Source organism: Streptomyces kanasensis (genome assembly GCF_043077165.1).
Taxonomy (GTDB): Bacteria; Actinomycetota; Actinomycetes; order Streptomycetales; family Streptomycetaceae; genus Streptomyces; species Streptomyces changanensis.
In genome coordinates this window covers 1-24,194 of the sequence record NZ_JBIBSF010000004.1, presented here as the reverse complement: position 1 = coordinate 24,194, position 24,194 = coordinate 1, and the positions used below count along the sequence as shown (strand labels likewise).

Below are 24,194 nucleotides of genomic sequence, written 5' to 3'. Positions count from 1 at the left end.
GTTTGTGGTTGTTGCCCCGTGGGGGCTGCGACCCGGACGCTGCGCTGTTCTCGCTACCCCTGGCGCTCATCCGGTGCCGACCGCACTCATTTGATCATCCGACGTGAATGCGCATATGTCCAGAGGGCCTCTCACGTGAGCATCGCCACTTGTGTCCGCTGCCCCGTGCGGGCGGCTACGGGACCGTAGGTAGCATTCCGGCATGACCGCCGCCGCCGTGACCGACGAGACCGCCTCCGACAGCGCGACGACCGCGTCCCTGCTGAAACCGCTGCTCCGCGGCTGGCTGCACGCCGCGATGTTCCCGGCCGTGCTGGTCGCCGGCCTCGCCCTCACGGCGCTCGCCGACTCCGCGCGGGGCCGGCTCGCCTGTGCCGTCTACACGCTCACCGCCTGCCTCCTCTTCGGTATCAGCGCGCTGTACCACCGGGGTGACTGGGGGCCGCGCGCCACGGCGGTGCTGCGCCGGCTGGACCACGCCAACATCTTCCTGATCATCGCGGGCACGTATACCCCGCTGACGCTGCTCCTGCTCCCCGGGTCCACCGGCCGGGTGCTGCTGTGGGCCGTCTGGGCGGCGGCGGTGGCGGGAATAGCCTTCCGCGTCTTCTGGGTCGGGGCGCCCCGCTGGCTGTACACGCCGTGCTACATCGCGATGGGGTGGGCGGCCGTCTTCTTCCTGCCGGACTTCCTGCGGACGGGCGGCGTCGCCGTCCTCGTCCTGGTCGTGGTCGGCGGGCTCCTCTACAGCGCCGGCGGCGTGGTGTACGGGATCAAGCGGCCGAACCCCTCGCCCCGCTGGTTCGGCTTCCACGAGGTGTTCCACCTGCTCACGCTGGCCGCGTTCGTCGTCCACTACGTGGGCATCTCGCTCGTGGCCTACCGCCACGCGTGACCCCGCGCGGCGGCGACCACGGCCCGCCAGCGCACGGCCCGCCACCGCGCACGGCACGGGCGACACGCCACGTACGACAGGGCACACGCGACGGCCCCCGGGGCATCCCGGGGGCCGTCGCCGTGCGGTGCCGCGTCGGTCAGCGGGAGAGCAGCTCCGCCAGCCGGGCCGGGTCGGTCGTCGGGGCGTCGCAGGTGAAGTGGCGGCACACGTACGCCGCGGGCCTGCCGTCGACCAGGGGCCGGTCGCGCAGCAGCGGGAACTCCTCACCGTCCGGCTCTCCCACGGCGACCACCGCGCCCGGAGCCGTGCCCAGCAGCGCGGCCCGGTGCAGCGCGCGCGTGGCGTCCTCGCCGCGCGGACCGGCGACCGCGACCTCGCGCGGGCCGTCCAGCAGCGCCTCCGCCACCGCCAGCCCCCAGCCGACGAACCGGGGCGCGCGCGGCCCCAGCGCCTGCACCACGCCGAGCGCCTGCTCCGCGGCGGTGCGGTGGGGCTCCGACCCGGTCTGCGCCGCGTACGACAGCAGCGCCCCGGCCGCGGCGGTCCACCCGGACGGCGTGGCGTTGTCGGTGGGGTCCTGCGGGCGGCGGATCAGCGCCTCGGCGTCGTGGGCGGTGTCGTACAGCTGCCCGCCCTCACCGGTGAAGCGGTCCAGCACGTGGTCCAGGAGGAAGCCCGCGAAGTCCAGCCAGACGCCTTCCCCGGTGACGGCGGCCAGCGCGAGGAAGCCCTCGGCGACGTCCCCGTAGTCCTCCAGCACCCCGGCGTTCGCGCCCCGCCGCCCGTCCTTCGACGTGCGCGCCAACCGCCCCGCCTCGTCGAGGTGCAGCCGTACCAGCAGGTCGGCGGCCTCGGTGGCCCGCTCGACGAGGTCGGGCCGATCGAAGTACGCGCCGGTCTCGGCGAGCGCGGCGACGGCCAGGCCGTTCCACGCGGCGACGACCTTGTCGTCCCGCCCGGGCCGGGCCCGCTCCGCCCGCGCCGCGAGCAGCCGCTCCCGGATCCGGCCGAGCCGCTCGGCGTCCGCCACCCCGGCGTCCTGCGGCAGCCGCAGCACGGAGGCGCCCTCCTCGAAGGTGCCCTCCTCGGTGACGCCGTAGTGGTGCGCGGCGTACGCGGCGTCGTCCTCGCCCAGCACCTCGCGCAACCGGTCGGGGGTCCACACGTAGAAGGCGCCCTCGACGTGCCGGCCCGTGCCGTCGTCGGAGTCGGCGTCCAGCGCGGACGCGAAGCCGCCCTCGGCGGTGCGCAGCTCGCGCACCATGAAGTCGGCCGTCTCCAGGGCGACCCGCCGGGCGAGGTCGCTCCCGGTGGCCCGCCACAGGTGGGCGTAGACCCGGCACAGCAGGGCGTTGTCGTAGAGCATCTTCTCGAAGTGCGGCACCACCCACTCGCGGTCCACGGAGTACCGGGCGAAGCCCCCGCCCAGCTGGTCGTAGATGCCGCCGCGCGCCATCGCCTCGCAGGTGTCGGCGGCCATCTGCAGGGCGCCCTCGGCGCCCGTGCGGGCGTGGTGGCGCAGCAGGAACTCCACGGTCATCGACGGCGGGAACTTCGGCGCCCCGCCGAAGCCGCCGTGCCGCTCGTCGTACTCGCGGGTGAGGCCGAGGAGCGCCTGCGCCAGCTCCTGCTCGCCGGGCACGCCCTTTCCGGCGACCGCGAGCGACCGGCCGGACAGCTCGCGCACGATGTTCCCCGCGACCTCGCCCACCTCGTCGCGCCGGTCCCGCCAGGCCACCGCGACGCCCTCCAGCACCTGCGGGAAGGACGGGGAGCCGTGGCGGGGCTCGGGCGGGAAGTAGGTACCGAAGTAGAAGGGCTCGGCGTCCGGGGTCATGAAGACCGTCATCGGCCAGCCGCCGTGCCCGGTGGCGGCCTGCACGGCCTCCATGTACACGGCGTCCACGTCGGGCCGCTCCTCGCGGTCGACCTTGACGGGGACGAAGTGCTCGTTGAGGTAGGCCGCGGTCTTCTCGTCCTCGAAGGACTCGTGCGCCATGACGTGGCACCAGTGGCACGCCGAGTACCCGACCGACAGCAGAACGGGCACGTCCCGCCGTCGCGCCTCCTCGAACGCTTCCGGCGTCCAGGGCCACCAGTCGACGGGATTGTCGGCATGCTGAAGCAGATACGGCGAGGTCACACCAGCCAACCGGTTCATGTGATCCAGCCTCTCACAACGCCCTACAGAGCCGGTGGGACCCGCACGGGCCCTTACCGGATCGTCGGTACGCCGGGACGGGGGACGCCACGCAGAGGGGAGACGGGCGCTCTCCTGCGGTCTCGCGCGGCTCGGCGTCGCAGGCCGTTAGGCTGAAGCCCGGCAGCGCGGAACTGTCGAGGCTCCTCGAAGGAGGCACCATGACCGCCGAGATGGTGGCGCCCGCGTGGATGCACGCCCAGATCAGCGCGGAGCAGTACGACTCCTGGTCCGAGGAGCAGTGCGCCGGTGTCGAGATCGTGGACGGGATGGTCGTCGTGAGCCCGAGCGCCTCCAAGCGGCACAACCGGCTGGCCCGCATCCTGGCCAATGCCCTGGACGCCGCCGCAGGCCCGGACTGGAACGCCGACACGGACTTCGACGTCCGGCTGCAGGACGTCCCACTCAACAACCGCCGTCCGGACGTCATCGTCTACCGGGCGGAGACCATCGACCTCACCCCCACCCGCCCGGAACACGTGCTCCTGGTCGTCGAGGTCGTGTCGCCCGGCTCGGAGACGACGGACCGGATCGTGAAGGTCGACCAGTACGCCAAGGCCGGCATCCCCTTCTACTGGCGGGTCGAGCAGGCCGCCACCGGGATTCCGATCGTCTACACGTACGTCCTCGACCCTGCCACCCGGGCCTACAGGGACGGCGAGATGTTCACCGGCGTGATCAAGGCGGCCGCGCCCTTCTCCCTCACCGTCGACCTGGGAACCGTCTGACCGCGCCGGAAACCCCGCTCAGTGCCACCCGGCCGGCCGACGCCACCACTCGGTGAAGGCGAAGCACCCCCGCTCCAGCAGTGCGCGCACCTCGTTCACGGCCATGCGTCCGACCCGTCGGCTCTCCGGCACCTTCGGCATCCCGCCCCCTCGCTCGGCGGGACGAGGCTGAGACGACCGCTGACGCCCGCCTGCCGTCGTGGGCGGGAGGAGCCGGATCGGAGGCCGCGCGGGTGCACCGCCGGGCGCCCGCGGACGGGGTCTCGCGGGTCGGCCGCGGCCGGGCGTGCCGGGGCCGGCGCCGGGGCGGGCGGGCCCCGGCGCCGGCTGCGGCGGTCACTCCTGCGCGGCGGGCGCCTTGCCGGTGGTGGTGGCGCCCCGCTCGGGGGCCTCCTCGAAGTCGACCCGGTTCATGTGCCGGTTCATCGACTTCATCAGGGCCCACACCGCCACGGCCATGACGGCGAAGACGACGAAGCCGAGGACGCCGGGGGTCACCTTGTTCTTGTCCAGCTCGGCGGCGAGCGGGACGAGCTGGGTCAGTGCCTGGTGTGCGCTCATGTCAGGCATTGTCCCGGATGCCCGCGAAGAGGTCGCTCTCGGGGAGGGACGTACCGACGAGCGACTTCGCGAGCTCGTACTCCTCGGTCGGCCAGACCTCCTGCTGGAGGTCCATCGGGACGCGGAACCAGCCGCCGTCCGGGTCGATCTGCGTGCGGTGGGCGATCAGCGCCTTGTCGCGGGTCTCGAAGAAGTCCGCGCACGGCACGTAGGTGGTGAGGGTGCGCTCGGAGCGCTGGAACTCGTCCCAGCGCTTGAGCCACTCCCCGTACGGCGACTCCAGGCCGCGCGCCTCCATCGCCTCGTGCAGGGCGACGGTGCGCGGGCGGTTGAAGCCCTGGTTGTAGTAGAGCTTCAGGGGCTGCCAGACCGGGCCGAACTCCTCCTCGGGGTACGCCTCCGCGTCGGCCGCGCCGTCGAACGCCACCATCGAGATCTTGTGGGTCATGATGTGGTCCGGGTGCGGGTAGCCGCCGTTCTCGTCGTAGGTGGTGATCACCTGCGGGCGGAACGCGCGGATGGAGCGGACGAGGCGCCCGGCCGCCTCGTCGACGTCCTCCAGCGCGAAGCACCCCTGCGGCAGCGGGGGCAGCGGGTCGCCCTCGGGCAGACCGGAGTCGACGAAGCCGAGCCACTCCTGTGCCACGCCCAGGATCGCCCGCGCCTCGTCCATCTCCTTGCGGCGCACCTCGTGGATGTTCTCCTCGATGTACGGGTCGCCCTGGAGCTTGGGGTTGAGGACGGAGCCGCGCTCGCCGCCCGTGCACGTGACCACGAGCACGTCCACCCCCTCGGACACGTACTTGGCCATGGTGGCCGCGCCCTTGCTCGACTCGTCGTCGGGGTGCGCGTGCACTGCCATCAGTCGCAGCTGCTCAGTCAAGACGGGATCCTCAATGATTGGTCAGGGTCGCTCGGCTTCTATAGTGACGGAATCGACGCAGCGGATATTCCGTCGTTCGGCGTATGAGAGGAACGATCATGGGCGGGACCGGCGAGCGGCCCCCGGAAGGCCGGTACGGCCGCGAGGCGGACGCGCGCGCGGACCGCGGACTCAAGATCGTCGGCGCGGTGCTGGGCGTGCTGTTCGTCGCCATGGTCGCCTGGTTCGGCTACGACTACGTGGCCGGTGAGAAGGTCAGCGCCGAGATGATCAAGTTCGACGTCGTCGACGCGGGCCGTGTGGACGTGCACCTGGAGGTGCGCAAGGACGACGGCGCGAAGGGCTTCTGCACGGTCCGGGCCCTCGCGGAGAGCGGTGCCGAGGTGGGGCGCAAGGAGGTCCGCTTCGACCAGCCGGCGCCCCGCGTCGACGAGGTGATCACCGTGCGCACCACGGAGCACGCCACCGCCGCCGAGCTGCTCGGCTGCACCTCGGACTGACCCGCCGCCCCGCCCCGCGCCCGCGCCGCCACCCCGCGCCGCCGGGCGCACACGCCGGCGCCCGGCCCCCGGCCGTCGGGGGTGACCTGCGGAGTCCTCGGTTCCATGACATTCGTCCTCCCCCTTTGGGCAGGTAATTGTTAGGCTCGTGGTTTCGCCCTCCGGTTCAGGCCGCATGCTTCTGGTAGGGCGATGCTTTGTATTCCCAGCACCGACGAGGAGCACCTGTGACCCAGACCAGCGACAACGTCACCTGGCTCACCCAGGAGGCGTACAACCAGCTCAGGGCCGAGCTGGAGTACCTGTCTGGTCCCGCGCGAACCGAGATCGCTGCCAAGATCGCGGCGGCGCGCGAGGAGGGCGACCTGCGGGAGAACGGCGGGTACCACGCGGCCAAGGAGGAGCAGGGCAAGCAGGAGCTGCGCGTCCGCCAGCTCACCCAGCTCCTGGAGCACGCGAAGGTGGGCGAGGCCCCTGCGGCGAGCGGCGTGGTCGCCCCCGGCATGGTCGTGACCATCGCCTTCGACGGCGACGAGGACGACACGCTGGTGTTCCTGCTCGCCTCCCGCGAGTACGCGAGCTCCGACATCGAGACGTACTCCCCGCAGTCCCCGCTGGGGTCGGGCGTGAACGGCAAGAAGGTCGGCGAGGACGCCGAGTACGAGCTGCCGAACGGCAAGAAGGCCTCGGTCCGGATCCTGGACGCGAAGCCGTACTCGGCCTGACGCCCACGGCGGGTACGGACACCGGAGGGCCGGGTCGCGCGAGGTGCGCGGCCCGGCCCTCCGTCGTGTCCGGCCTCCCGGGGGTCAGGAGGCGGAGCGGTACTTGCGCACGGCCAGGGTGCGGAAGACCGCGATGATGAGCAGCGACCAGATGATCGACGCCCACACCGGGTGCTGCATGGGCCAGGCCGTCGACTCCGAGACGCCCGGGTTGCCGAACAGTTCGCGGCACGCCTGGACGGTGGCGCTGAACGGGTTCCACTCCGCGACGTGCCGCAGCCACGGCGTCATCCGGGACGAGTCCACGAACGCGTTGGACAGGAACGTCACGGGGAAGAGCCAGATCAGCCCACCGGACGTGGCCGCCTCCGGCGTGCGCACGGAGAGACCGATCAGCGCGCCGATCCAGGAGAAGGCGTAGCCGAGCAGGAGCAGCAGCAGGAAGGCGCCGAGCGCCTTGGGCACGCCCTCGTGGATGCGCCAGCCGACGAGCAGGGCCACGACCGCGAGCACGACGACGGTGAGCGCGGTCTGCACGAGGTCCGCGAGGGTACGGCCGGTGAGGACCGCGCCGCGGGCCATGGGCAGCGACCGGAACCGGTCGATGAGGCCCTTGTGCATGTCGTCGGCGATGCCCGCGCCCGCGCCGGCCGTGGCGAAGGTGACGGTCTGGGCGAAGATGCCGGCCATCAGGAAGTTGCGGTAGACGTCGGGGTCCGTCGTGCCGCCGATGTTCATCGAGCCGCCGAAGACGTAGCTGAACAGCACCACGAACATGATCGGCTGGATGAGCCCGAAGATGATCATCTCGGGGATCCGGGACATGCGGATGAGGTTGCGCCGGGCGATGACGAGGGAGTCGGCGACCGACTGGGCGAGGCCGCCGCGCGGGGTGGGCGCGGCGCGGCGGGGGCCGGTCTCGGACACGGTGCTCACGCGACACCCTCCTTGCGGTCGTCGCCGCGGTCGGCGTCGTGGTCGTCTGCGGGGCCGCCCCTGCCACCGCCCCGCCGGCCGTCCCGCCGGTCGCGGTCGGGGACGCCGCCCTCGGGGTCGCCCTCGTCGTCCCGCTCGGCGGCGTGGCCGGTGAGGGAGATGAACACGTCGTCGAGGGTGGGCCGGCGCAGGCCGATGTCGTCGATCCCGACGCCGCGCGAGTCCAGCTCGCGGATGACCTCGGCGAGCAGCTTGGCGCCGCCGGTCACCGGGACGGTGAGCTTGCGGGTGTGCGTCTCGACGGCGACCTCGCCCTTGCCGAAGCCGGTGAGGACGGCGCGGGCCGGCTCGATCTGCTCGGGCCGGTGGACGACGACCTCGACGCGCTCGCCGCCGGTGCGGACCTTCAGCTGGTCGGCGGTGCCGCGGGCGATGACCTTGCCGTGGTCGACGACGCAGATGTCGTGGGCGAGGTGGTCGGCCTCCTCCAGGTACTGCGTGGTGAGCAGCACGGTCGTGCCGCCCGCGACCAGTTCCTGGATGACGTCCCACAGCTGCTGCCGGTTGCGCGGGTCGAGGCCGGTGGTCGGCTCGTCCATGAACATCACGGGGGGCGACACCACGAGCGCGGCGGCGAGGTCGAGGCGGCGGCGCATGCCGCCGGAGTAGGTCTTGGCGGGGCGGTCGGCGGCGTCGGCGAGGTGGAAGCGGTCCAGCAGCTCCACCGCGCGGGCCTTCGCGGCCCGGCCGGACATCTGGTAGAGCCGGCCGACCATGTGGAGGTTCTCGCGGCCGGTGAGGTACTCGTCGACGGCGGCGAACTGGCCGGACAGGCCGATCGCCCGGCGGACCTCGTTGGGGTGCTTGAGGACGTCGATCCCCGCGACGACCGCCCTGCCGCTGTCCGGCCTGAGCAGCGTGGTGAGGACGCGCACGGTGGTGGTCTTCCCCGCGCCGTTGGGGCCGAGCAGCCCCAGGACGGTCCCTTCGGGGACGTCGAGGTCCACGCCGTCCAGAGCCCGTACGTCGCCGAAGGTCTTCACCAGACCTTCGGCGTGGATTGCGCCTGGCATGTGGGTTCTCCCGTTGATGGGGTGAATCGCTACCCGAAGCCTAGGGACGGGGGCCACCACGCGCGCGCGAATATGTGAGCGCGGCCACAGGCGCTGCGGGGCCGTGCGGGCCTCGCGCCTCCCGGGGTCGTCAGGACATCACCGTGTGGCCCGCCTCCCGCAGGGCCGCGGCGACCTCGTCGCAGTGTTCGGGGCCCTTGGTCTCCAGGTGGAGCTCCACCTCGACCTCCGTCAGACCCAGCCGCGGGTCCGTACGGACGTGGCCGACGTCCAGGACGTTCGCGTCGACCCCGGTCAGCACGCCCAGCAGGTTCGCCAGGGCGCCCGGCCGGTCCGGCAGGCGCAGCCGCAGGCTCAGGTAGCGGCCCGCGGCGGCCATGCCGTGGCGCAGGGTCCGCTGGAGCACCAGCGGGTCGATGTTGCCGCCCGACAACACGGCCACGACCGGGCCGTCGAAAGCCCCCGGGTCGGCGAGGAGCGCGGCGACGGGGCTCGCTCCCGCCGGCTCGACGACCAGCTTGGCCCGCTCCAGGCAGAGCAGCAGCGCGGCGGACAGGGCGTCCTCGGAGACCGTGCGCACCTCGTCCACCACGTCCTGGACCAGCGCGAACGGCACGTCGCCCGGCCGCCCCACCATGATCCCGTCCGCCATGGTCGGCCCGCAGTCCACGGCGACCGGGCGGCCCGCCGCGAGCGACCCGGGGTAGGCGGCCGCGGCCCGCGCCTGCACGCCGACCACGCGGACGTCGGGCCGCAGCGCCTTCACCGCGACGCCGATCCCCGCCGCGAGCCCGCCGCCGCCCATGCCGACGACGATCGTCCGCACCTCCGGGCACTGCTCCAGGATCTCCAGGCCGACCGTGCCCTGCCCGGCGATGACGTCGGGGTGGTCGAAGGGGTGGATGAAGACGGCGCCCGTGTCGCGCGCGTACGCCTGGGCCGCGGCCAGCGTCTCGTCCACGACCTGCCCGCGCAGCCGCACCTCGGCGCCGTACTCGCGGGTGGCGGCGACCTTCGGCAGCGGGGCGCCGACCGGCATGAAGACCGTCGAGCGCACCCCGAGGAGGGAGGAGGCCAGTGCCACGCCCTGGGCGTGGTTGCCGGCGGACGCCGCGACCACCCCGGCCGCCCGCTCCTCCGGCCGCAGCCCGGAGATCCGCACGTACGCGCCGCGGAGCTTGAACGAGCCGGTCCGCTGGAGGTTCTCGCACTTGAGGTGCACCGGGGCGCCGACCAGCGCCGACAGGTGCCGGCTGCCTTCCAGCGCGGTGGTCCGCGCGACCCCGGAGAGCATCTTCTGCGCACCCCTGACGTCATCGAGCAGGACGGTGTGCAAGGGGCGAGTGGTGCGGAAGCTCATGACAGCAAGTCTCGCAGCTCGGGAAGTGCTCCATATCGTTTCCGCAGCGCCGGTACGGAGGCGCGGCGGGCCGCGTACTCTGTCCCCCACCACCACACCGACCGCCGCACGAGAGAGCCCCAGCCATGCCCACTTCACAGGACATGACGACTGATCTTGACTCCGGTCTCCTCGATGCCCTCCAGCACCAGGTGGCCGTCTTCGCCCGGCGGGCCGAGCAGACCCGCCTCGGTGGGACCGGTCAGCTCCGCAACTCGATGGACCGGGCCGCGTACCTGCTGCTCAACCGCCTCGACCAGGAAGGCCCGATGGGCGTCAAGGCGCTCGCGGCCGGGATGGGCATCGACTCCTCGACGGTCACCCGCCAGGTCGCGCCGCTGGTCGACACCGGCCTGGTCAAGCGGACCTCGCACCCGGAGGACGGGCGTGCCGTCGTGCTCCAGCTGTCGCCGCGCGGCCAGGCCCGCCTGGAGGAGGTGCGCAGTTCCCGCCGCGACCTGATGGCCCGGGTGACGGAGGGCTGGACCCCCGACGAGCGGGAGTCGTTCTGCACCCTGCTCACCCGCTTCAACTCCGCGCTCTCCGCCCGCCAGCTGGGGCTGCCCCCGGCCGACCCGGAGACGGATCAGCCCTCCTGACGGGGGCGCACGCCTCCTGACGGGCGCACGCCCCGGGACCGACGGGGCCCACGGCCCCGCCGAAGGGCGCGCGGCCTTGCGGGACGGGGCCCACGCCCCTGGTGCAGGCCCTTCCACCTCCCTGGTGGGCGGGAGTTCCACGCCCCTGGGGCACGGCGGGACCGTCCTCCTCGGGGGACGGGTGCGCGCCCTCGGTGCAGGGGTGCGCGCAGGAGTCTTGACCGGGCCGGACCGCTGGACTCTGATGAGGACGTGGTCGCACAGGACTTCGGGTTCGGGGCGTTCGTGGCCGGGACGGCGGGCCGGCTGCTGCACGTCGCCACGCTCCTGACGAGCGAGCCCGCCCGGCCGTCCGGCGCCAACCCGCACGCCCAGCGGCTCGTGGCGGCCGCGTTCGGGGCGACGTACGCCCACTGGGACCGGCTGCGCGACGAGGACCCGTACGTGTACGCCCGGCGCGAGCTGGCGGTGCGGTTCGCACGCGCGGCCCGGCGGTTCCGGCGCGGGCGGGGCGGCCCGCTCTCGGCGCTCACGCCGCGCGAGCGGCTCGCCGTGGTGCTGCGGCTGTACGAGGGCCTCTACGAGGAACAGGTCGCCGCGCTGCTCGGGCTGTCCGTGGAACGGGTGCGCGCCCTGTGCGAGCACGCCGTCGGGACGCTGCGCAGCACCCCGCGCCGGGCGGTGGCCCCGTGAGCCCGCCGGAGGGGACCGGTACGGGCGCCGCCGCGGGGACGCCCGGCGGGGGCGCGGGCGGTGAGGAAGCGGCCGGCGCGGGCGTGGGCGGAGCCGGGGGCGGGGCGGTGGTCGGCGGCGGGGACCGCAAGGAGCAGGAGGTGCGCCGCCTGCTCGCCGCGGCGGCCCGCCCGCGCGTACCGCCCGACCTGTTCGCCCGGGCGCTCGCCCACGGCGGCCGCGCCCGCCGCCACGAGCGGTGGCGGCGCCTGCTGCTGTGGCTGGTGCTGACCACCGCGGCCGTGGCGTTCACGGTGTGGGCCTGGACCGTGGAGCCCTGGGAGGCGCCCCCCATGCGGACGACGCCGCCCCTGGAGCCCTGGTGATCCCCGACCGGTGAGCCGCGGGACGGGACCGGGCCGGCGGGATCCGCCCGCCGAGCCGCGGGACGGGACCGGACCGGCGGGATCCGCCCGCCGAGCCGCGGGGTGGGACCCGGCCGGCGGCCCGTGGCCGGCAGGACCCGGCCGGGGGGACCGGCCGGCGGCCCGTGGCCGGCCGGCGCGTGGCTCAGCCCAGCGCCTGGCGCAGGTCGGCGAGGAGGTCGTCGACGTTCTCGATGCCGACGGAGAGGCGCACGAGGTCCGCCGGGACCTCCAGCAGCGACCCGGCGACGCTCGCGTGCGTCATCCGGCCCGGGTGCTCGATCAGCGACTCCACGCCGCCCAGCGACTCGCCGAGCGTGAAGAGCCGCGCGCGGTTGCAGACCTCGACGGCCGCCTCCTCGCCGCCCTCCACCCGGAAGGAGACCATGCCGCCGAAGGACCGCATCTGCTTGGCGGCCACCTCGTGGCCCGGGTGCTCGGGCAGGCCCGGGTAGAGGACCTGCGTGACCTTCGGGTGCGAGGTCAGCATCTCGGCCACGCGCGAGGCGTTCTCGCCGTGCCGGTCCATGCGCACGGCGAGGGTCTTGATGCCGCGCAGCACGATCCACGAGTCGAACGGGCCGGCGACCGCGCCCATGGCGTTCTGGTGGTACGCGAGCTGCTCGCCGAGCGTCTCGTCAGCGGTGACCAGCGCGCCGCCCACCACGTCCGAGTGGCCGCCCATGTACTTGGTCAGCGAGTGCACCACGACGTCCGCGCCCAGCGCCAGCGGCTGCTGGAGGTACGGCGACGCGAAGGTGTTGTCGACGACCAGCTTGACGCCCGCCGTGCGGGCCACCTCCGCGAGGGCGGCGATGTCGGTGATGCCGAGCAGCGGGTTCGAGGGGGTCTCGACCCAGATCAGCTTCGTGCGGTCGGTGAGCGCGTCCCGCACCGCCGCCGGGTCGGAGGTGTCGGCGACCGACCACTCCACGCCCCAGCGGGAGACGACCTGCGCGAAGAGGCGGAAGGTGCCGCCGTAGGCGTCGTTGGGGATCACGACGTGGTCGCCGGGGACCAGCAGCGCGCGCAGCAGGCAGTCCTCGGCGGCGAGCCCCGACGCGAAGGCCAGACCGCGACGACCGCCCTCCAGCGCCGCGAGGTTCTCCTCCAGCGCCGTACGGGTCGGGTTCGCGCTGCGGCTGTACTCGTAACCGCCGCGCAGCCCGCCCACGCCGTCCTGCTTGTAGGTGGACACCTGGTAGATCGGCGGGACGACCGCGCCGGTCAGCGGGTCGGCGGTGTTGCCCGCGTGGATGGCGCGGGTCTCGAAGTTCTGGTGGGTGTGCTCGTCGCTCATGGTGCGAGCGTAGTGCGAGCGGTCCGCCCGGCGCCTTCCGGCGGGCGTCCGGGACAATGGGCGCATGGTGGAGATTCTCTGGTTCCTGTTCGCCGTCGGCCTGATCGCCGCGGTCGTCGCGCCGTGGCTGCTGCGCCGCCGCTCCGGCGGCATCCGCCTGGCGGAGCCCGGCGCGCCCGACGCGGCCGACCCGCTCGCGTACGGCTTCGTGCGGCAGGAACTGCTCGACGTCCGCATGCCCGGTCCGGACGAGGACCTGGTGGAGGTGCTGGACGTCGTCCAGCGCACCCAGGACTGGCGGGCCGCCTCGCAGCTGCTGGCGGGCACGCCCAAGGAGGGCGAGGCGCGCTGGCAGCGGGTGCAGGCGTTCGCCGGGGCGGCGTCGCTGGAGCTCCGACAGCGGCCTGGCGTCGGCGGCGCGTGGCTGCGGGCGTGGCGGGCGGAGGCCCCGAAGGACGCGGGGGGCGCGGCGGTGCACGCCGAGTTCCTGGTGCAGCAGGCGTGGCGGACGGCGACGGTCGGGACGGACGAGTTCCGGATCATCCTGGAGGAGGCGCGGACGGTGTGCGGCGAGGCCGCGCTGCTGGCGCCCGGCGATCCCGTGCCGTACATCGTCGAACTGGCCGTCGCCCGCGGCCTCGGCTACCCGCACGAGCGGTTCGACCAGGTGTGGGCGAAGGTGATGGACCGCGACCCCGGGCACATGGGCGCGCACATCGCGGCGCTGCACTACTGGTGCGAGAAGTGGCACGGTACGCGGCAGGACGCCGACCGGTTCGCCACGTCCGCCGCGGCGCGCGCCCCGCAGGGCTCGCTGCTGGCGGCGCTGCCGCTGTTCGCCGTGTGGGAGCACCTGCCCGACCTGGCGCTGGTGCGCGACTTCTACGGGACGCGCGTGGTGTCGCAGGCGGTGGAGGGCGCGCTGTACGCCGTGCACTCGGCGCGGCCCGACGACCCGATGCTGGCCCACGTGCGGCACCTGCTGATCCACTTCCTGGTGGGCGCACAGCGCTGGAGCGAGGCGATGCACCAGATCGTGCAGGTCGACGGGCACGTCGGGGCCCTGCCGTGGACGATGAGCGAGGACCCGGCGGCCGAGTACGCGGTGTACCGGGCGCTCGCGGTCGCCGGGTACGAGGCGAACGGCGGCAGCCCGGCGACGCTGCCCCGCTGAGGCGCGGCCCACGACGCACGGCGCCCCTGGTCCGGCCGAGGCGCGGCCCGCGCGCGGCGCCCCGGTCCGGCCGAGGCGCGGCCCGCATGCGACCGGGGGGCGGCCTGCGGCGCCGGTCCCCCTGAGGCGCGGCCCGCATGCGACCGGGGGGGCGGCCCGCGGCGCGGTCCCACCCATACCGGGGCCCGCGAGCCGGACCCACGGGCGGGAACACGTTTGCGAAGTGACCCTCCGGCAGGTGATACTCCGCTTCCCCCCACGTCGCTTCGCCATGCCGTTTTCGGCTCCGCACCTTTCTCATCCCGTGGGGGGACCCTGCCCGATGGGCGCTTTCCTGCGCGCGCTGCGCGCCTCCGTGCTGCTCGCCGGCTTCTACCTGCTCGGCCTCGGCCTGCTCGCCGCGCTGGCCGTCGCCGACTGGGCCGCGTACACCTGGACCCCCAGCAGCCTCGCCCTGAAGCTGTACGTCGTCAGCGCGCTGCTGGCCGTGCCGATCGTCCGCGGCATGTTCATGCTCCGCACGCCGAAGGACGACGAGGCGCACGGCGTCCTCGTCACCGAGGAGCGGGAGCCCCGGCTGTGGCGGGCCGTGCGCGACCTCGCCGACCGGGTCGGCACGCGCGCTCCCGACGAGATCCGGCTGACCGCGGACATGAACGCCGCCGTCAGCGAGGACGCCCGCTTCCTCGGCCTCCTCGGCGGCACCCGCCGCCTCTACCTGGGCCTGCCGCTGATGGCGGGCCTCACCGAGGCGCAGCTGCGGGCCGTCCTCGCCCACGAGATGGGCCACTACGGCAACGCCGACACCCGGCTGTCCGCCATCACCGTCCGCGGCCGCGTCCAGGTCGCCCGCACCATCGCCCACTTCGAGGAGCGGGCCGGTGGCAAGGTCGCCAAGGAGCGGGCCAAGCAGGAGAAGAAGAACGCCAAGAAGCTCGCCCGGGGCAAGGAGGCCAAGGAGGTCGACACCACCGGCGTCGGCCTCACCTACCGGGCCATGGCCCGGATCTACCGCGCGTACGGCCACTTCTACCTGCGCGCCACCCTGGCCGCCTCCCGCCGCCAGGAGCTGGCCGCCGACCTGGCCGCCGCCCGGATCGCCGGCCGGGACGCCACCGCGGCGGCCCTGCGCGGGCTCCCCGCCCTGGACGCCGCGCACGGTTTCTACATGAGCTCGTACGCGACACTGGGTGTGGGCGCCGGGCTGCTGCCGCCGCGCGGCGAGGTCTTCGGCGGCGTCCGCCACCTGCTGGCCGCCCGCGCGGACGAACTGGCGGCGATGCGCCGCGACCTGCCGACCGAGCCGGCGTCCCCGTACGACTCGCACCCGCCGGTCGCCGAACGGGTCGCCCGCCTGGAGTCCCTGCCCGACGACGGCCGCGCCTCCGAGCCGGCGCTGCCCGCGCTGGACCTGCTCGCCGACGCGCACGCGGCGCTGGCCGCCGTGGAGGACGTCTCGCTCACCCCGGAGGCGCTGCGGATGCGCCGCGTCGGATGGCCCGAGCTGGTCCACGAGTCGATGACCGCGCACTTCGCGCGGGAGGCCGAGCCGCTGCGGCGGGCGACCGCCGAGGTGGCCGGCGGCGAGGGCTCGCTGGCCTCGCTGCTGAACGCGCTCGATCTGGGCGTCGGCTGGGAGATCGCCGACCAGCTGCCGAAGTCGGAGCAGGCCGGTGCGGCGAAGGGGCGCGCGGCCCGCGAGTTCGCCCGTCCCGTGCTGCGCCGGGGTCTGGCCCGCCTCGTCGCGGGCGAGCTGATCGCCCGGGGGGTCGCCCGCTGGGAGCTGTCCTGGTCCGAGCCCGCAGCGCTGGTCATGCCGGACGCGTACGAGGAGCGGCTGCCGGACGCCCTGGACGCGGCGGTCGCCGACCGCCCCGACACGGCGCCGCTGCGCGCCCTGCTGGCCACCCCCGCCTGACCGATGGGCGCCGGGGCCACCGGCTCCCCGGCGTCACGACAGGCACGCCAGGCACCGCAGACACCGCAGACACCGCAGACACCGCAGACACCGCAGACACCAGTAACAGCACCACAGGCACCACCGACACCACTCGCACCGCTCACCTCCCACACCCCCCGAGGCCACCCACCGTGAAGATCCTGCTCTGGGTCGTCCTGACCCCCGTCGTCCTCCTGGTCCTGGGGGTCGGCGTCTACTTCCTCAAGGCGATCGTGCAGGGCGCGATCGAGGGGTGGCGCTCCGACCCCGACGCCGAGGAGGCGACCGCGCGGGCCGCCGAACGCGTCGCCGCGCTCGGCCTGCTGCCGCCCGAGCGGCAGCACACCGAGCTCGCCGCGCCGCAGCCGCAGGCCCTGACCGTCGCCGTCGCCGCCGCCCGCGCCGGCGACTGGAAGCCCGCCGCCGCCCTCTTCGAGGAGACGGCCGCCGCCCGTGACTGGGAGCGCCGCACCGCGTACTGCGAGAAGCTCGCCGACGTCGCCGCCGAGGACGACACCTGGCTGCTCGCCTGGGAGGCGGCCCACCCCGACGACCCGGGGGCGGCGCTCGTACGGGCCCGCAGCTCGGTCTTCCTGGCGTGGCGGATCCGCGGCGCGAAGCGCGCCCGGTACACGACGTCCGAGCAGTTCGAGGGCTTCCACCGCACCCTGGCGCGCACCCGCGGCGAGCACGCGCGCGCGGCGGAGCTGGCCCCGCACGACGACCCCTCCCCGTACGTGGGCGAGATCTGGACGGCGATCGGTCTCGGCTACCCGCACGAGGAGATGCACCGCATCTGGCGGGACATCACCAGCCGCGCCCCGCACCACTACGAGGCGCACTTCTCCGCGCTCCAGTACTGGTGCGGCAAGTGGCACGGCTCGGAGGAGCTGGCGCGGGCGTTCGCCGTGCGCGCGGCGGCGGAGGCGCCCCCCGGCACGCTGATGCGGGCGTTCCCGCTGATCGCGCACTTCGAGCACGACGAGTCGGACTCCGCCGACGTGGACCGCACCCCGGAGATGTACGCGGCCGTGGACGCCGCCCTCGCCGACGCGGCCGCCGCCGACCCCGACCACCCCCGCCTGGCGGAGGTCCGCCACCTCCTCGCGTACTACCTGTACCTCCAGGACCGGTGGGAGCCGGCCCTGGAGCAGTTCCGCCTGGTCGACGGGTACGTCGACGCCCTCCCGTGGCGGTACAAGGGCGACCCGGCGGGCGAGTTCTGCCGGATGCGCGACGAGTCCGCGGTGAACGCCGCCGACGGGCGGGCCGACGCGTGACCGTGGAGATCGTCCGCGTCCTCGTCCTCGGCCTCGCGGTCGCGGTGGGCGTCGTGGTGTACCGGCGGGTCGTCGGCGCGCCCGAGCGCCCGGCGTCGACCGGCGTGGCGGAGGAGCTGGGCCTGCTGCCCCGCTCCCGGCAGAACACGCTCCTGTCGACCCCCGCGCCCGCCCTGGAGCGCGCCCTGGCCGCCGCCGCCCACGGTGGCTGGGAACCGGCCGCCCGTCTGATGGCGGCGACCCGGGAGGACCGCGACTGGTCGCTGCGCTGCGGCTACGCCCGCGCGCTCGGCGACGCGGCCGCCGAGGGCGACGGGGCGTGGCTGGAGACCTGGACGCACGTCGCCGGGCCCGACGACCCGGACGTCGCCGTGGTCCGCGCCCACGCGACGGTCTCCGTGGCGTGGCGCCTGCGGGGCGCGGCGTACGCGAAGGACACCAGCCGGGAGCAGTTCGCCGGCTTCCACCGCACGCTCGCCCAGGCCCCGGCCGAGATCGAGTGCGCCGCCGAGCTGAACCCGGCGGACCCCACCCCGTACGTCGCGGAGCTCCACACCGCCCGCGGCCTGGGCTACCCGCACGGGCGGGTGCACCGGATCTGGGCGGAGGTCACGGCCCGGGACCCGTACCACTTCGACGCCCACACCTCGGCGCTGCAGTACTGGTGCGCCAAGTGGCACGGCTCCGCCGAGCTGGCGGAGTCCTTCGCGCGCTCGGCGGCCGCGGCGGCCCCGGCCGGCAGCCTCCTGGCGGTACTGCCGCTGGTGGCGTGGTGGGAGCACCACGACGACGGCGCGAAGGCCGCCGACTACCGGACCCCGCAGCTCGTCGCGCTGGTCGACGCGGCGCTGGCGGACGTCGCTGCCGCCCCGCCCGGCCACCCGCGGGCGGCGACCGTGCGGCACGTCCTGGCGTACTTCCTGACGCGGCAGGGCCGCCACGAGGCCGCGCTCGAACAGTTCCGCCTGGTCGACGGCCACGTCGGGGCCTTCCCGTGGGCGTACTACGACGACCCGGCGGCGGCGTACTGCCGGTGGCGGGAGGAGGCGGCCAAGGGGGCGCGCCGGCGCTGAGGAATCCCCGGCCGGGTGCGGGCGTTCCCCCCACGAGCCCCTCTGGAGGAGACGCGATGTTCCCGTACCGCCGTACGCCCGAGATGCCCACGCCCGAGCAGGCGCCGAAGGGCCGCCCCGAGCCGGAGTTCACCCTCCCCGACCGCCACACCGTCCTGGGCAACCCCCTGCGGGGCCCCTACCCGGACGGCCTGGAGGTCGCGGACTTCGCCCTGGGCTGCTTCTGGGGCGCGGAGCGCGTCTTCTGGCGGACGCCCGGCGTGTGGACCACCCTCGTCGGCTACCAGGGCGGCATCACGCCGAACCCGTCGTACGAGGAGGTCTGCTCGGGTCTGACCGGCCACACGGAGGCCGTCCGGGTGGTCTTCGACCCGTCCGTCGTGCCGTACGAGCGGCTCCTCAAGGTCTTCTGGGAGGCCCACGACCCCACGCAGGGCCACCGCCAGGGCAACGACGTGGGCACCCAGTACCGCTCGGCCGTCTTCACCCACACCCCGGCGCAGGCCGAGGCCGCCGCGGCGTCCCGCGACGCGTACCAGGACGTCCTGACGTCCGCCGGCCACGGGGCGATCACCACGGACCTGCAGCCGGCGGCCGCCCACCCCTTCCACCCGGCCGAGCCGTACCACCAGCAGTACCTGGACAAGAACCCGGCAGGCTACTGCGGCATCGGCGGCACGGGCGTCTCCTGCCCGATCGGCGTCGCGAAGGCGGACGGCTGACCCGCTCCCGCCGGACGCGGCACTGACGCCGGGCGCGCTGCTCGCCGGCCCCGCCCCGGTGAGCAGCGCCCTGCGCGCGCCCGGATCCCGCACACGCGGGTGACGGGCCGGTGCGGTGGCGGTTGCGGTGGCGGCTGTGGTGGCGGCTGCGGCTGCGGCTGCGTGACGGTCGACCCGGCCGTGGACCGCGCGGCGGCACCACCGGCCCGCCGTCGCAAGGGCATCGACTGCCGGCACGAACGAAGCCGCGCCCACTGCCGGATTGCCCGCCTCCAGCGATTCCCCCGGCACTCGACCGACCGGATCAGGACGCCGAAGCGCCGGATGTTCGGTCGCGCCGGCTTCGGACTCCTCCGCGATCGCGTCGCGCCCTCCTCCCGGCAAGGCTGCTCACGACGCGTCATCGATCAGCCCGAAGCCCTCCGGGAACTCCTCCAGGAACGCGCGGCGAGCCGAGTCGGTCTCGGCGGCTGCCATCTCCCCCACCAGTTCGGTCAGCTCCTGCCGCTGTTCACTCGGCAGCGTGCTGACCACGTGGCCGACACCTTCCATGACCTTGACCGCGTCGTCCTGGTCCAGCTGCTCGTCGTCGGTGCCATCGATGAAGCACAGGACATCGACCAAAGCCTCGGCCAACGCGCGAGTCAGGGACGGGTACGAGGACGTCACGAGGGCCTCCCAGGGGATCAGCGGCAGAGTCGGCCATCCCACCACACACCGCTGACATCGCTGTCCGTGAGCCTCCGCGGGAGGAGGACCAGAGCCTCGGATCCGGCGTCAGTCCGGTCCCGCACCTGGAACGGAAGAAGTCGGTCACGCCTGTCGTCGCAGCCGCCACCCGCTTGTCGGCGCGTCCTCGTTTCTGGTGGAACAGCGGCCTTCCCGCGCCGGGAAGGAGCAGCGCCGACCCTGCCGCAAGCCGGTTCGGGACCGTCGCACCCGGCAGGAGTACGCCGACGTGCGGGGGGGGGCGGATGCCGGGGCAGCCGACGGGTGGTGCGGAGCGCGAGAAGGCACGTGCCCGACCGGGTGCGGCCCGCACGGCCGGAAACCGTCGCTCGACGGGCCTCGGGCCGCCCGGTCGGCGTGGCGCCGGCGTCCGGCGGCGAGTGACGCCGGTCCGGGACGGTCCTTCCGTCTGTCCCAAGTGGCCGGGGCGGCCCCATTCCTCCCCCCGGACGGGATCCCTCCGCCTCAAGTGATCCTCAATTGGCTGGTGCGAGCCGCGTGTTGGCTGGAAGGCTTCCGCTCGACCGGTCAGCCGAACACGGCTGATCCGAAACGAGGGGAACAACATGAGACGCGCTCTCAGTGCCGCGCTCGCCACTGTCGTGGTCAGTGGCGGAATCGTCGTGGGCACGGCGGCGCCGGCGTTCGCCGCCTGCGACCAGTCGGGGACGTTCTACTCGATCATCAACAAGAAGACGGTCTGGAAGAACACCAACGTCCACAGCGACTGGGCCAAGCCGGGCGTCACCATCAGCTACGCGAAGAACAAGACCGGCACCTGGACCGCCACCGGCACCGCCACCGTGGGTGCCGACGCCGGGGTGATCTTCGCCAAGGCGTCCACCTCGTTCAGCGTCGCGGTCGGCAAGAGCTGGTCGCAGTCCGACACCTGGACCTACGCGGCCACCGTGCAGAAGAAGCCGGGCAAGACCCGCGGCCGGCTGATGATGCAGCACGAGGCCAAGGGCTTCACGGCGCACAAGTACCGCGTGTACACCGGCAGTGGCGGCGCCTGCAAGAGCGAGACGATCTACAAGGCCAACATCGTCGCCCCGGTCAAGAAGAGCAGCAACCTGTGGGGCATCGAGTACAAGTGACCCGCTCAGGCGTGGTGAAGCCGCCGGCTCCCGGGTGACGTCCACCCGGGGGCCGGCGGCTTTCCCGGCCACTGTCCCGACGCGTCGGCGCCGGGTGGTCCCGTGTGGTCAGGGGAGTCGGGCCGTGCGGAGCGCCGCGGCTGTCGTCGCCGGGTCGTAGTTCGGCGGGAGGCCGTCGATGAGGATCAGGTCGCCGTCCATGTGGCGGGTGCGCAGGGGCAGGAGCTCCTGGTAGGCGGGCGAGTCGTACCAGGCGCGGGCATGGGACATGGACGGGAAGGCGACGATCACCACGGCGTCCGGCCAGTCGCCTTCACGGACCTCGCGCTCGGGTGCGCCGTGGATGAGGAAGCGGCCGTCGTACGGGTCCAGGGTGCCCTGGATCCGCTCCATGTAGGTGAGCACCTCGTCATGGAGGGTGTCGGTCGGGCGCAGCCGGGCTATCGCGTACGCGGGCATGGGGTCCCCTCTCCTCAACCCGCCTGCCGGCAGGTGGCGTTGATCTCCCAGGGTGCCCGACGGCGGGGGCGGGGGGAAGGGGTGTCGATCATCCGGCGGCACGGCGCCCCGGCGCACCGCGGGGGTGCTCCGGGGCGCCGGGGACCGTCCGGGTCAGCGGCGGGCGTGAACGCGCACCACGCCGTCCACTGGCGAGGCGGCGCCCCCGTCCGTCACGCGGAGATCGACACGGGCCGCCCCGCCCCGGGACCCGAGCGGGACGGGGGCGGGGCGGACGAGTGGCGGGGGCGAGGGCGGGGCGCGGGGCGGCCGGGGGGCGAGGGCGGGGCCGGATGGCGGCGCCGCGGCGCCCGTGCGGTCAGATCGTCGCGGTGTCGATGACGAAGCGGTAGCGGACGTCGCTCGCGAGGACGCGCTCGTACGCCTCGTTGATCCGGTCGGCGCTGATCACCTCGATCTCGGCGCCCAGCCCGTGCTCGGCGCAGAAGTCCAGCATCTCCTGGGTCTCCGCGATGCCGCCGATCATGGAGCCGGCGAGCGTCCTGCGGCCGTTGATGAGGGAGAAGAGGTTGAGGGAGACGGGCTCCTCCGGGGCGCCGACGTTCACGAGCGCGCCGTCCGTCTTCAGCAGTCCGAGGTAGGCGCCGAAGTCCAGCGGGGCGGAGACCGTGGAGACGATCAGGTCGAAGGTGCCGGCCAGCCGCTCGAAGGTGGCGGGGTCGCTCGTCGCGTGGAAGTGGTCGGCGCCGAGCTTGCGGCCGTCCGCCTCCTTGCGGAGGGTCTGGCTGAGGACGGTCACCTCGGCGCCCATGGCGTGGGCGATCTTCACGCCCATGTGCCCCAGGCCGCCCAGGCCGACGATGGCGACCTTCTTGCCGGGGCCCGCCTGCCAGCGCGCGAGCGGCGAGTACAGGGTGATGCCGGCGCACAGCAGGGGCGCGGCCTCGTCGAGGGGGAGCGCGTCGGGGATGCGGACGGTGTAGTTCTCGTCGACGACGATGTGCGTCGAGTAGCCGCCGTAGGTGGGCTCGCCGTTCTTGTCGAGGGCGTTGTAGGTGCCGGTCATGCCGCGCACGCAGTACTGCTCCAGGCCCTGGCGGCAGTACGCGCACTCGCGGCAGGAGTCGACGAAGCAGCCGACGCCGACGCGGTCGCCGACGCGGAACCGCGTCACGGACGGGCCGACCCCGGTCACCACGCCGGCTATCTCGTGGCCGGGCACCATCGGGTAGATGCCCTGGCCCCACCCGTCGCGGGCCTGGTGGATGTCGGAGTGGCAGATGCCCGCGTACCGGATCTCGATGAGGACGTCGTGCTCCCCCACCGCGCGGCGCGGCACGGTGGTGCGCTCCAGCGGGGCCTTGGGGGCGGGGGCGGCGTATGCGGGTACGTTCGTGGTCATACCGTCGATCCTGCCTCCCACCTGCGGATCCACCCAGCCCTCTGCTGTTCGTACCACCAACGTTCCTACCACTGGTGGGGTCAGGGACAGGGAGCCGGCCGGGCCGGGCGGCCGGGATACTGGGGGTATGGACCAGCGTGCCGAGCTCAGCGAGTTCCTCCGCTCCCGGCGTGCCCGGTTGAAGCCCGAGGACGTGGGACTGCCCGCCGTGGGGCGGCTGCGGCGCGTGCCGGGGCTGCGCCGGGAGGAGCTGGCGCTGCTGGCCGGGGTGTCCGTCGCGTACTACACGCGGCTGGAGCAGGGGAACGGGCAGAACGTCTCCACCGAGGTGCTGGACGCCATCGCCCGCGCGCTGCGCCTGACGGACGCCGAACGGGACCACCTGCTGCACCTGGCGAAGCCCGCGCACAAGAAGCGGAAGCGGTCGCGCAGCTTCCGACAGCAGACCGTACGGCCCGCCGTGCGCCACCTGCTGGACTCGATGGACTCGGTGCCCGCCCTCGTCCTGGGGCAGCGGCTGGACGTGCTGGCGTGGAACCGGCTCGCCCAGGCCCTGTTCGGCGACTTCGCCGTGCTGGAACCGCAGGAGCGGAACATGGCCCGGCACGTCTTCCTCTCCCCCGTCGCACGCGACCTGTACATGGACTGGGAGGCGAAGGCGACCGAGGTGGTGAGCGTCCTGCGGATGTACGCCGGCTGCTCCGCCGACGACCCGCAGCTCGCGACGCTGGTCGGGGACCTGTCCGTGCGGAGCCCCGAGTTCCGGTCGCTGTGGGCAGCGCACACGGTGCAGGAGAAGGGACACGGGGTGAAGCGACTGCGCCACCCGTTGGTCGGGGAGCTGACCCTGTCGTACGAGACGCTGCGGATCCCCGGCGACCACGACCAGAGCCTGCTGGCGTACACGGCCGAGCCGGGCTCCCCCGCCGCGGAGTCGCTGCGGCTGCTGGCGAACTGGGGCGTGGACGCCTCCGCCGCCGCGGACACCTCGACCACCACGCACGTCACGACCACCTCCGTGGCCCCGGCCGACCCGCGTCGCGAACCCTGACCCCCCTGCCCCGCCCTGGCCCCACCCGGTCCGGACGGTCGGACGGACGGACGGTCGTCGGTCGGTCAGGCCGGACAGGGCAGGGAAAGGCGTGACGGCGATGCGCCGAGGGCGCAACGGCGGGAGGGCGGACCCACCGGGTGTGCCGAGCGGTGCGGGCGGTACCGGCGGCGCGCCACGGGCGGTCCGGCCGGTCGGGCCGGCGCGTGTACGACGGAGGCGGGGGGGGGCCCCCCCCCCGGGGGCCCCCCCCCCCCCCCCCGCCCAGGCCCCCCCCCCCCCCCCCCCCCCCCCCCCCGCCCCCCCCCGCCGGGGGGGGCCCCCCCCCCCCCCCCCCCCCCCCCCCCCCCCCCCCCCCCCCCCCCCCCC

At 74.2% G+C, this 24,194-nt stretch carries 25 protein-coding genes; 14 read left to right on the top strand and 11 right to left on the bottom strand.

The window, feature by feature from the left end; translation table 11 throughout:
* The first annotated feature begins 202 nt into the window (after positions 1–202).
* Complete coding sequence (gene trhA / locus ACF053_RS11815; protein WP_391953730.1) at positions 203–895, top strand: PAQR family membrane homeostasis protein TrhA; 693 nt, start codon at positions 203–205, stop codon at positions 893–895.
* Between the two features lie 139 nt (positions 896–1,034).
* Here the strand turns inward: trhA and ACF053_RS11810 are convergent, their stop codons facing one another.
* Positions 1,035–3,059: a thioredoxin domain-containing protein gene (locus ACF053_RS11810; protein WP_391953729.1), complete on the bottom strand. Its 2,025-nt coding sequence runs from the start codon at positions 3,057–3,059 to the stop codon at positions 1,035–1,037.
* A 200-nt stretch (positions 3,060–3,259) separates the two neighbouring features.
* Here ACF053_RS11810 and ACF053_RS11805 point away from each other — a divergent pair, with 200 nt between their 5' ends.
* Entirely contained in the window at positions 3,260–3,826 is a 567-nt protein-coding gene (locus tag ACF053_RS11805; RefSeq protein WP_391953728.1) for a Uma2 family endonuclease, read from the top strand.
* 18 nt (positions 3,827–3,844) lie between these two features.
* On the opposite strand, the gene ACF053_RS11800 is transcribed toward ACF053_RS11805, so the two are convergent.
* The 3 genes from ACF053_RS11800 to mca form a co-directional block, all read right to left on the bottom strand.
* Complete coding sequence (locus ACF053_RS11800) at positions 3,845–3,967, bottom strand: hypothetical protein (protein WP_391953727.1); 123 nt, start codon at positions 3,965–3,967, stop codon at positions 3,845–3,847.
* 195 nt (positions 3,968–4,162) lie between these two features.
* Complete coding sequence (locus ACF053_RS11795; RefSeq protein WP_228980464.1) at positions 4,163–4,396, bottom strand: hypothetical protein; 234 nt, start codon at positions 4,394–4,396, stop codon at positions 4,163–4,165.
* Entirely contained in the window at positions 4,389–5,270 is an 882-nt protein-coding gene (gene mca, locus ACF053_RS11790; protein WP_391953726.1) for a mycothiol conjugate amidase Mca, read from the bottom strand. The genes ACF053_RS11795 and mca overlap by 8 nt, the downstream gene beginning before the upstream one ends.
* Positions 5,271–5,353: 83 nt before the next feature.
* Here mca and ACF053_RS11785 point away from each other — a divergent pair, with 83 nt between their 5' ends.
* Both ACF053_RS11785 and greA read left to right on the top strand, forming a co-directional pair.
* Positions 5,354–5,770 carry a DUF4307 domain-containing protein gene (locus ACF053_RS11785; RefSeq protein WP_391953725.1) on the top strand — a complete coding sequence of 139 codons (417 nt, stop codon included), beginning with the start codon at positions 5,354–5,356 and terminating at the stop codon, positions 5,768–5,770.
* 227 nt (positions 5,771–5,997) lie between these two features.
* Positions 5,998–6,495: a transcription elongation factor GreA gene (greA, locus tag ACF053_RS11780; RefSeq protein WP_058941496.1), complete on the top strand. Its 498-nt coding sequence runs from the start codon at positions 5,998–6,000 to the stop codon at positions 6,493–6,495.
* An 84-nt stretch (positions 6,496–6,579) separates the two neighbouring features.
* Here greA and ACF053_RS11775 read toward each other — a convergent pair whose 3' ends face one another.
* From ACF053_RS11775 to ilvA, 3 genes are all read right to left on the bottom strand, one after another.
* The gene (locus ACF053_RS11775) at positions 6,580–7,431 is read right to left on the bottom strand and encodes an ABC transporter permease (RefSeq protein WP_391953724.1); all 852 of its coding nucleotides are present in this window, start codon (positions 7,429–7,431) and stop codon (positions 6,580–6,582) included.
* Positions 7,428–8,504 (bottom strand): ATP-binding cassette domain-containing protein, encoded by a 1,077-nt coding sequence (locus ACF053_RS11770; protein WP_391953723.1) that lies wholly within the window; start codon positions 8,502–8,504, stop codon positions 7,428–7,430. The genes ACF053_RS11775 and ACF053_RS11770 overlap by 4 nt, the downstream gene beginning before the upstream one ends.
* Before the next feature lie 130 nt (positions 8,505–8,634).
* Positions 8,635–9,864, bottom strand: a complete 1,230-nt coding sequence (gene ilvA, locus ACF053_RS11765) for a threonine ammonia-lyase (protein ID WP_391953722.1) — start codon at positions 9,862–9,864, stop codon at positions 8,635–8,637.
* Between the two features lie 125 nt (positions 9,865–9,989).
* On the opposite strand from ilvA, the gene ACF053_RS11760 reads away from it, so the two are divergent.
* The 3 genes from ACF053_RS11760 (at position 9,990) to ACF053_RS11750 (ending at position 11,560) form a co-directional block, all read left to right on the top strand.
* Entirely contained in the window at positions 9,990–10,502 is a 513-nt protein-coding gene (locus ACF053_RS11760) for a MarR family winged helix-turn-helix transcriptional regulator (RefSeq protein WP_198549302.1), read from the top strand.
* A gap of 252 nt (positions 10,503–10,754) precedes the next feature.
* The gene (locus ACF053_RS11755) at positions 10,755–11,195 is read left to right on the top strand and encodes a sigma factor-like helix-turn-helix DNA-binding protein (RefSeq protein WP_391953721.1); all 441 of its coding nucleotides are present in this window, start codon (positions 10,755–10,757) and stop codon (positions 11,193–11,195) included.
* Positions 11,192–11,560: a hypothetical protein gene (locus ACF053_RS11750; RefSeq protein ID WP_391953720.1), complete on the top strand. Its 369-nt coding sequence runs from the start codon at positions 11,192–11,194 to the stop codon at positions 11,558–11,560. The genes ACF053_RS11755 and ACF053_RS11750 overlap by 4 nt, the downstream gene beginning before the upstream one ends.
* Positions 11,561–11,744: 184 nt before the next feature.
* Here ACF053_RS11750 and ACF053_RS11745 read toward each other — a convergent pair whose 3' ends face one another.
* Positions 11,745–12,899 (bottom strand): cystathionine gamma-synthase, encoded by a 1,155-nt coding sequence (locus tag ACF053_RS11745; protein WP_391953719.1) that lies wholly within the window; start codon positions 12,897–12,899, stop codon positions 11,745–11,747.
* A gap of 67 nt (positions 12,900–12,966) precedes the next feature.
* Between ACF053_RS11745 and ACF053_RS11740 the strand changes: the two genes are divergently transcribed.
* The 5 genes from ACF053_RS11740 to msrA all read left to right on the top strand — a co-directional run bounded on the left by ACF053_RS11740 (position 12,967) and on the right by msrA (position 19,087).
* The gene (locus ACF053_RS11740; RefSeq protein WP_391954091.1) at positions 12,967–14,073 is read left to right on the top strand and encodes a hypothetical protein; all 1,107 of its coding nucleotides are present in this window, start codon (positions 12,967–12,969) and stop codon (positions 14,071–14,073) included.
* A gap of 322 nt (positions 14,074–14,395) precedes the next feature.
* The gene (locus ACF053_RS11735) at positions 14,396–15,991 is read left to right on the top strand and encodes a M48 family metalloprotease (protein ID WP_391953718.1); all 1,596 of its coding nucleotides are present in this window, start codon (positions 14,396–14,398) and stop codon (positions 15,989–15,991) included.
* A gap of 173 nt (positions 15,992–16,164) precedes the next feature.
* Entirely contained in the window at positions 16,165–17,292 is a 1,128-nt protein-coding gene (locus tag ACF053_RS11730; RefSeq protein ID WP_391953717.1) for a hypothetical protein, read from the top strand.
* The gene (locus tag ACF053_RS11725; protein ID WP_391953716.1) at positions 17,289–18,365 is read left to right on the top strand and encodes a hypothetical protein; all 1,077 of its coding nucleotides are present in this window, start codon (positions 17,289–17,291) and stop codon (positions 18,363–18,365) included. The genes ACF053_RS11730 and ACF053_RS11725 overlap by 4 nt, the downstream gene beginning before the upstream one ends.
* 56 nt (positions 18,366–18,421) lie before the next feature.
* On the top strand, positions 18,422–19,087 hold the full coding sequence (gene msrA, locus ACF053_RS11720; RefSeq protein WP_391953715.1) for a peptide-methionine (S)-S-oxide reductase MsrA: 666 nt from the start codon (positions 18,422–18,424) through the stop codon (positions 19,085–19,087).
* 390 nt (positions 19,088–19,477) lie between these two features.
* Here the strand turns inward: msrA and ACF053_RS11715 are convergent, their stop codons facing one another.
* A complete protein-coding gene (locus ACF053_RS11715; protein ID WP_391953714.1) occupies positions 19,478–19,798 on the bottom strand; it encodes a hypothetical protein in 321 nt (106 codons plus the stop codon).
* 584 nt (positions 19,799–20,382) lie between these two features.
* Between ACF053_RS11715 and ACF053_RS11710 the strand changes: the two genes are divergently transcribed.
* Positions 20,383–20,913: a hypothetical protein gene (locus tag ACF053_RS11710; RefSeq protein ID WP_391953713.1), complete on the top strand. Its 531-nt coding sequence runs from the start codon at positions 20,383–20,385 to the stop codon at positions 20,911–20,913.
* 108 nt (positions 20,914–21,021) lie between these two features.
* Here the strand turns inward: ACF053_RS11710 and ACF053_RS11705 are convergent, their stop codons facing one another.
* Positions 21,022–21,372 (bottom strand): DUF1330 domain-containing protein, encoded by a 351-nt coding sequence (locus tag ACF053_RS11705; protein ID WP_391953712.1) that lies wholly within the window; start codon positions 21,370–21,372, stop codon positions 21,022–21,024.
* A 358-nt stretch (positions 21,373–21,730) separates the two neighbouring features.
* A complete protein-coding gene (locus tag ACF053_RS11700; protein ID WP_391953711.1) occupies positions 21,731–22,774 on the bottom strand; it encodes an NAD(P)-dependent alcohol dehydrogenase in 1,044 nt (347 codons plus the stop codon).
* Between the two features lie 127 nt (positions 22,775–22,901).
* Here ACF053_RS11700 and ACF053_RS11695 point away from each other — a divergent pair, with 127 nt between their 5' ends.
* Positions 22,902–23,825, top strand: a complete 924-nt coding sequence (locus ACF053_RS11695; protein WP_391953710.1) for a helix-turn-helix domain-containing protein — start codon at positions 22,902–22,904, stop codon at positions 23,823–23,825.
* Positions 23,826–24,194: the final 369 nt, after the last annotated feature.

Excerpts from the sequence above, each read along its gene's own strand:
- trhA (WP_391953730.1), top strand. The coding sequence starts at position 203 with ATGACCGCCGCCGCCGTGACCGACGAGACCGCCTCCGACAGCGCGACG.
- ACF053_RS11810 (WP_391953729.1), bottom strand. The coding sequence starts at position 3,059 with ATGAACCGGTTGGCTGGTGTGACCTCGCCGTATCTGCTTCAGCATGCC.
- ACF053_RS11805 (WP_391953728.1), top strand. The coding sequence starts at position 3,260 with ATGACCGCCGAGATGGTGGCGCCCGCGTGGATGCACGCCCAGATCAGC.
- ACF053_RS11800 (WP_391953727.1), bottom strand. The coding sequence starts at position 3,967 with ATGCCGAAGGTGCCGGAGAGCCGACGGGTCGGACGCATGGCCGTGAAC.
- ACF053_RS11795 (WP_228980464.1), bottom strand. The coding sequence starts at position 4,396 with ATGCCTGACATGAGCGCACACCAGGCACTGACCCAGCTCGTCCCGCTC.
- ACF053_RS11785 (WP_391953725.1), top strand. The coding sequence starts at position 5,354 with ATGAGAGGAACGATCATGGGCGGGACCGGCGAGCGGCCCCCGGAAGGC.
- ACF053_RS11770 (WP_391953723.1), bottom strand. The coding sequence starts at position 8,504 with ATGCCAGGCGCAATCCACGCCGAAGGTCTGGTGAAGACCTTCGGCGAC.
- ilvA (WP_391953722.1), bottom strand. The coding sequence starts at position 9,864 with ATGAGCTTCCGCACCACTCGCCCCTTGCACACCGTCCTGCTCGATGAC.
- ACF053_RS11760 (WP_198549302.1), top strand. The coding sequence starts at position 9,990 with ATGCCCACTTCACAGGACATGACGACTGATCTTGACTCCGGTCTCCTC.
- ACF053_RS11745 (WP_391953719.1), bottom strand. The coding sequence starts at position 12,899 with ATGAGCGACGAGCACACCCACCAGAACTTCGAGACCCGCGCCATCCAC.
- ACF053_RS11735 (WP_391953718.1), top strand. The coding sequence starts at position 14,396 with ATGGGCGCTTTCCTGCGCGCGCTGCGCGCCTCCGTGCTGCTCGCCGGC.
- msrA (WP_391953715.1), top strand. The coding sequence starts at position 18,422 with ATGTTCCCGTACCGCCGTACGCCCGAGATGCCCACGCCCGAGCAGGCG.
- ACF053_RS11710 (WP_391953713.1), top strand. The coding sequence starts at position 20,383 with ATGAGACGCGCTCTCAGTGCCGCGCTCGCCACTGTCGTGGTCAGTGGC.
- ACF053_RS11705 (WP_391953712.1), bottom strand. The coding sequence starts at position 21,372 with ATGCCCGCGTACGCGATAGCCCGGCTGCGCCCGACCGACACCCTCCAT.
- ACF053_RS11700 (WP_391953711.1), bottom strand. The coding sequence starts at position 22,774 with ATGACCACGAACGTACCCGCATACGCCGCCCCCGCCCCCAAGGCCCCG.
- ACF053_RS11695 (WP_391953710.1), top strand. The coding sequence starts at position 22,902 with ATGGACCAGCGTGCCGAGCTCAGCGAGTTCCTCCGCTCCCGGCGTGCC.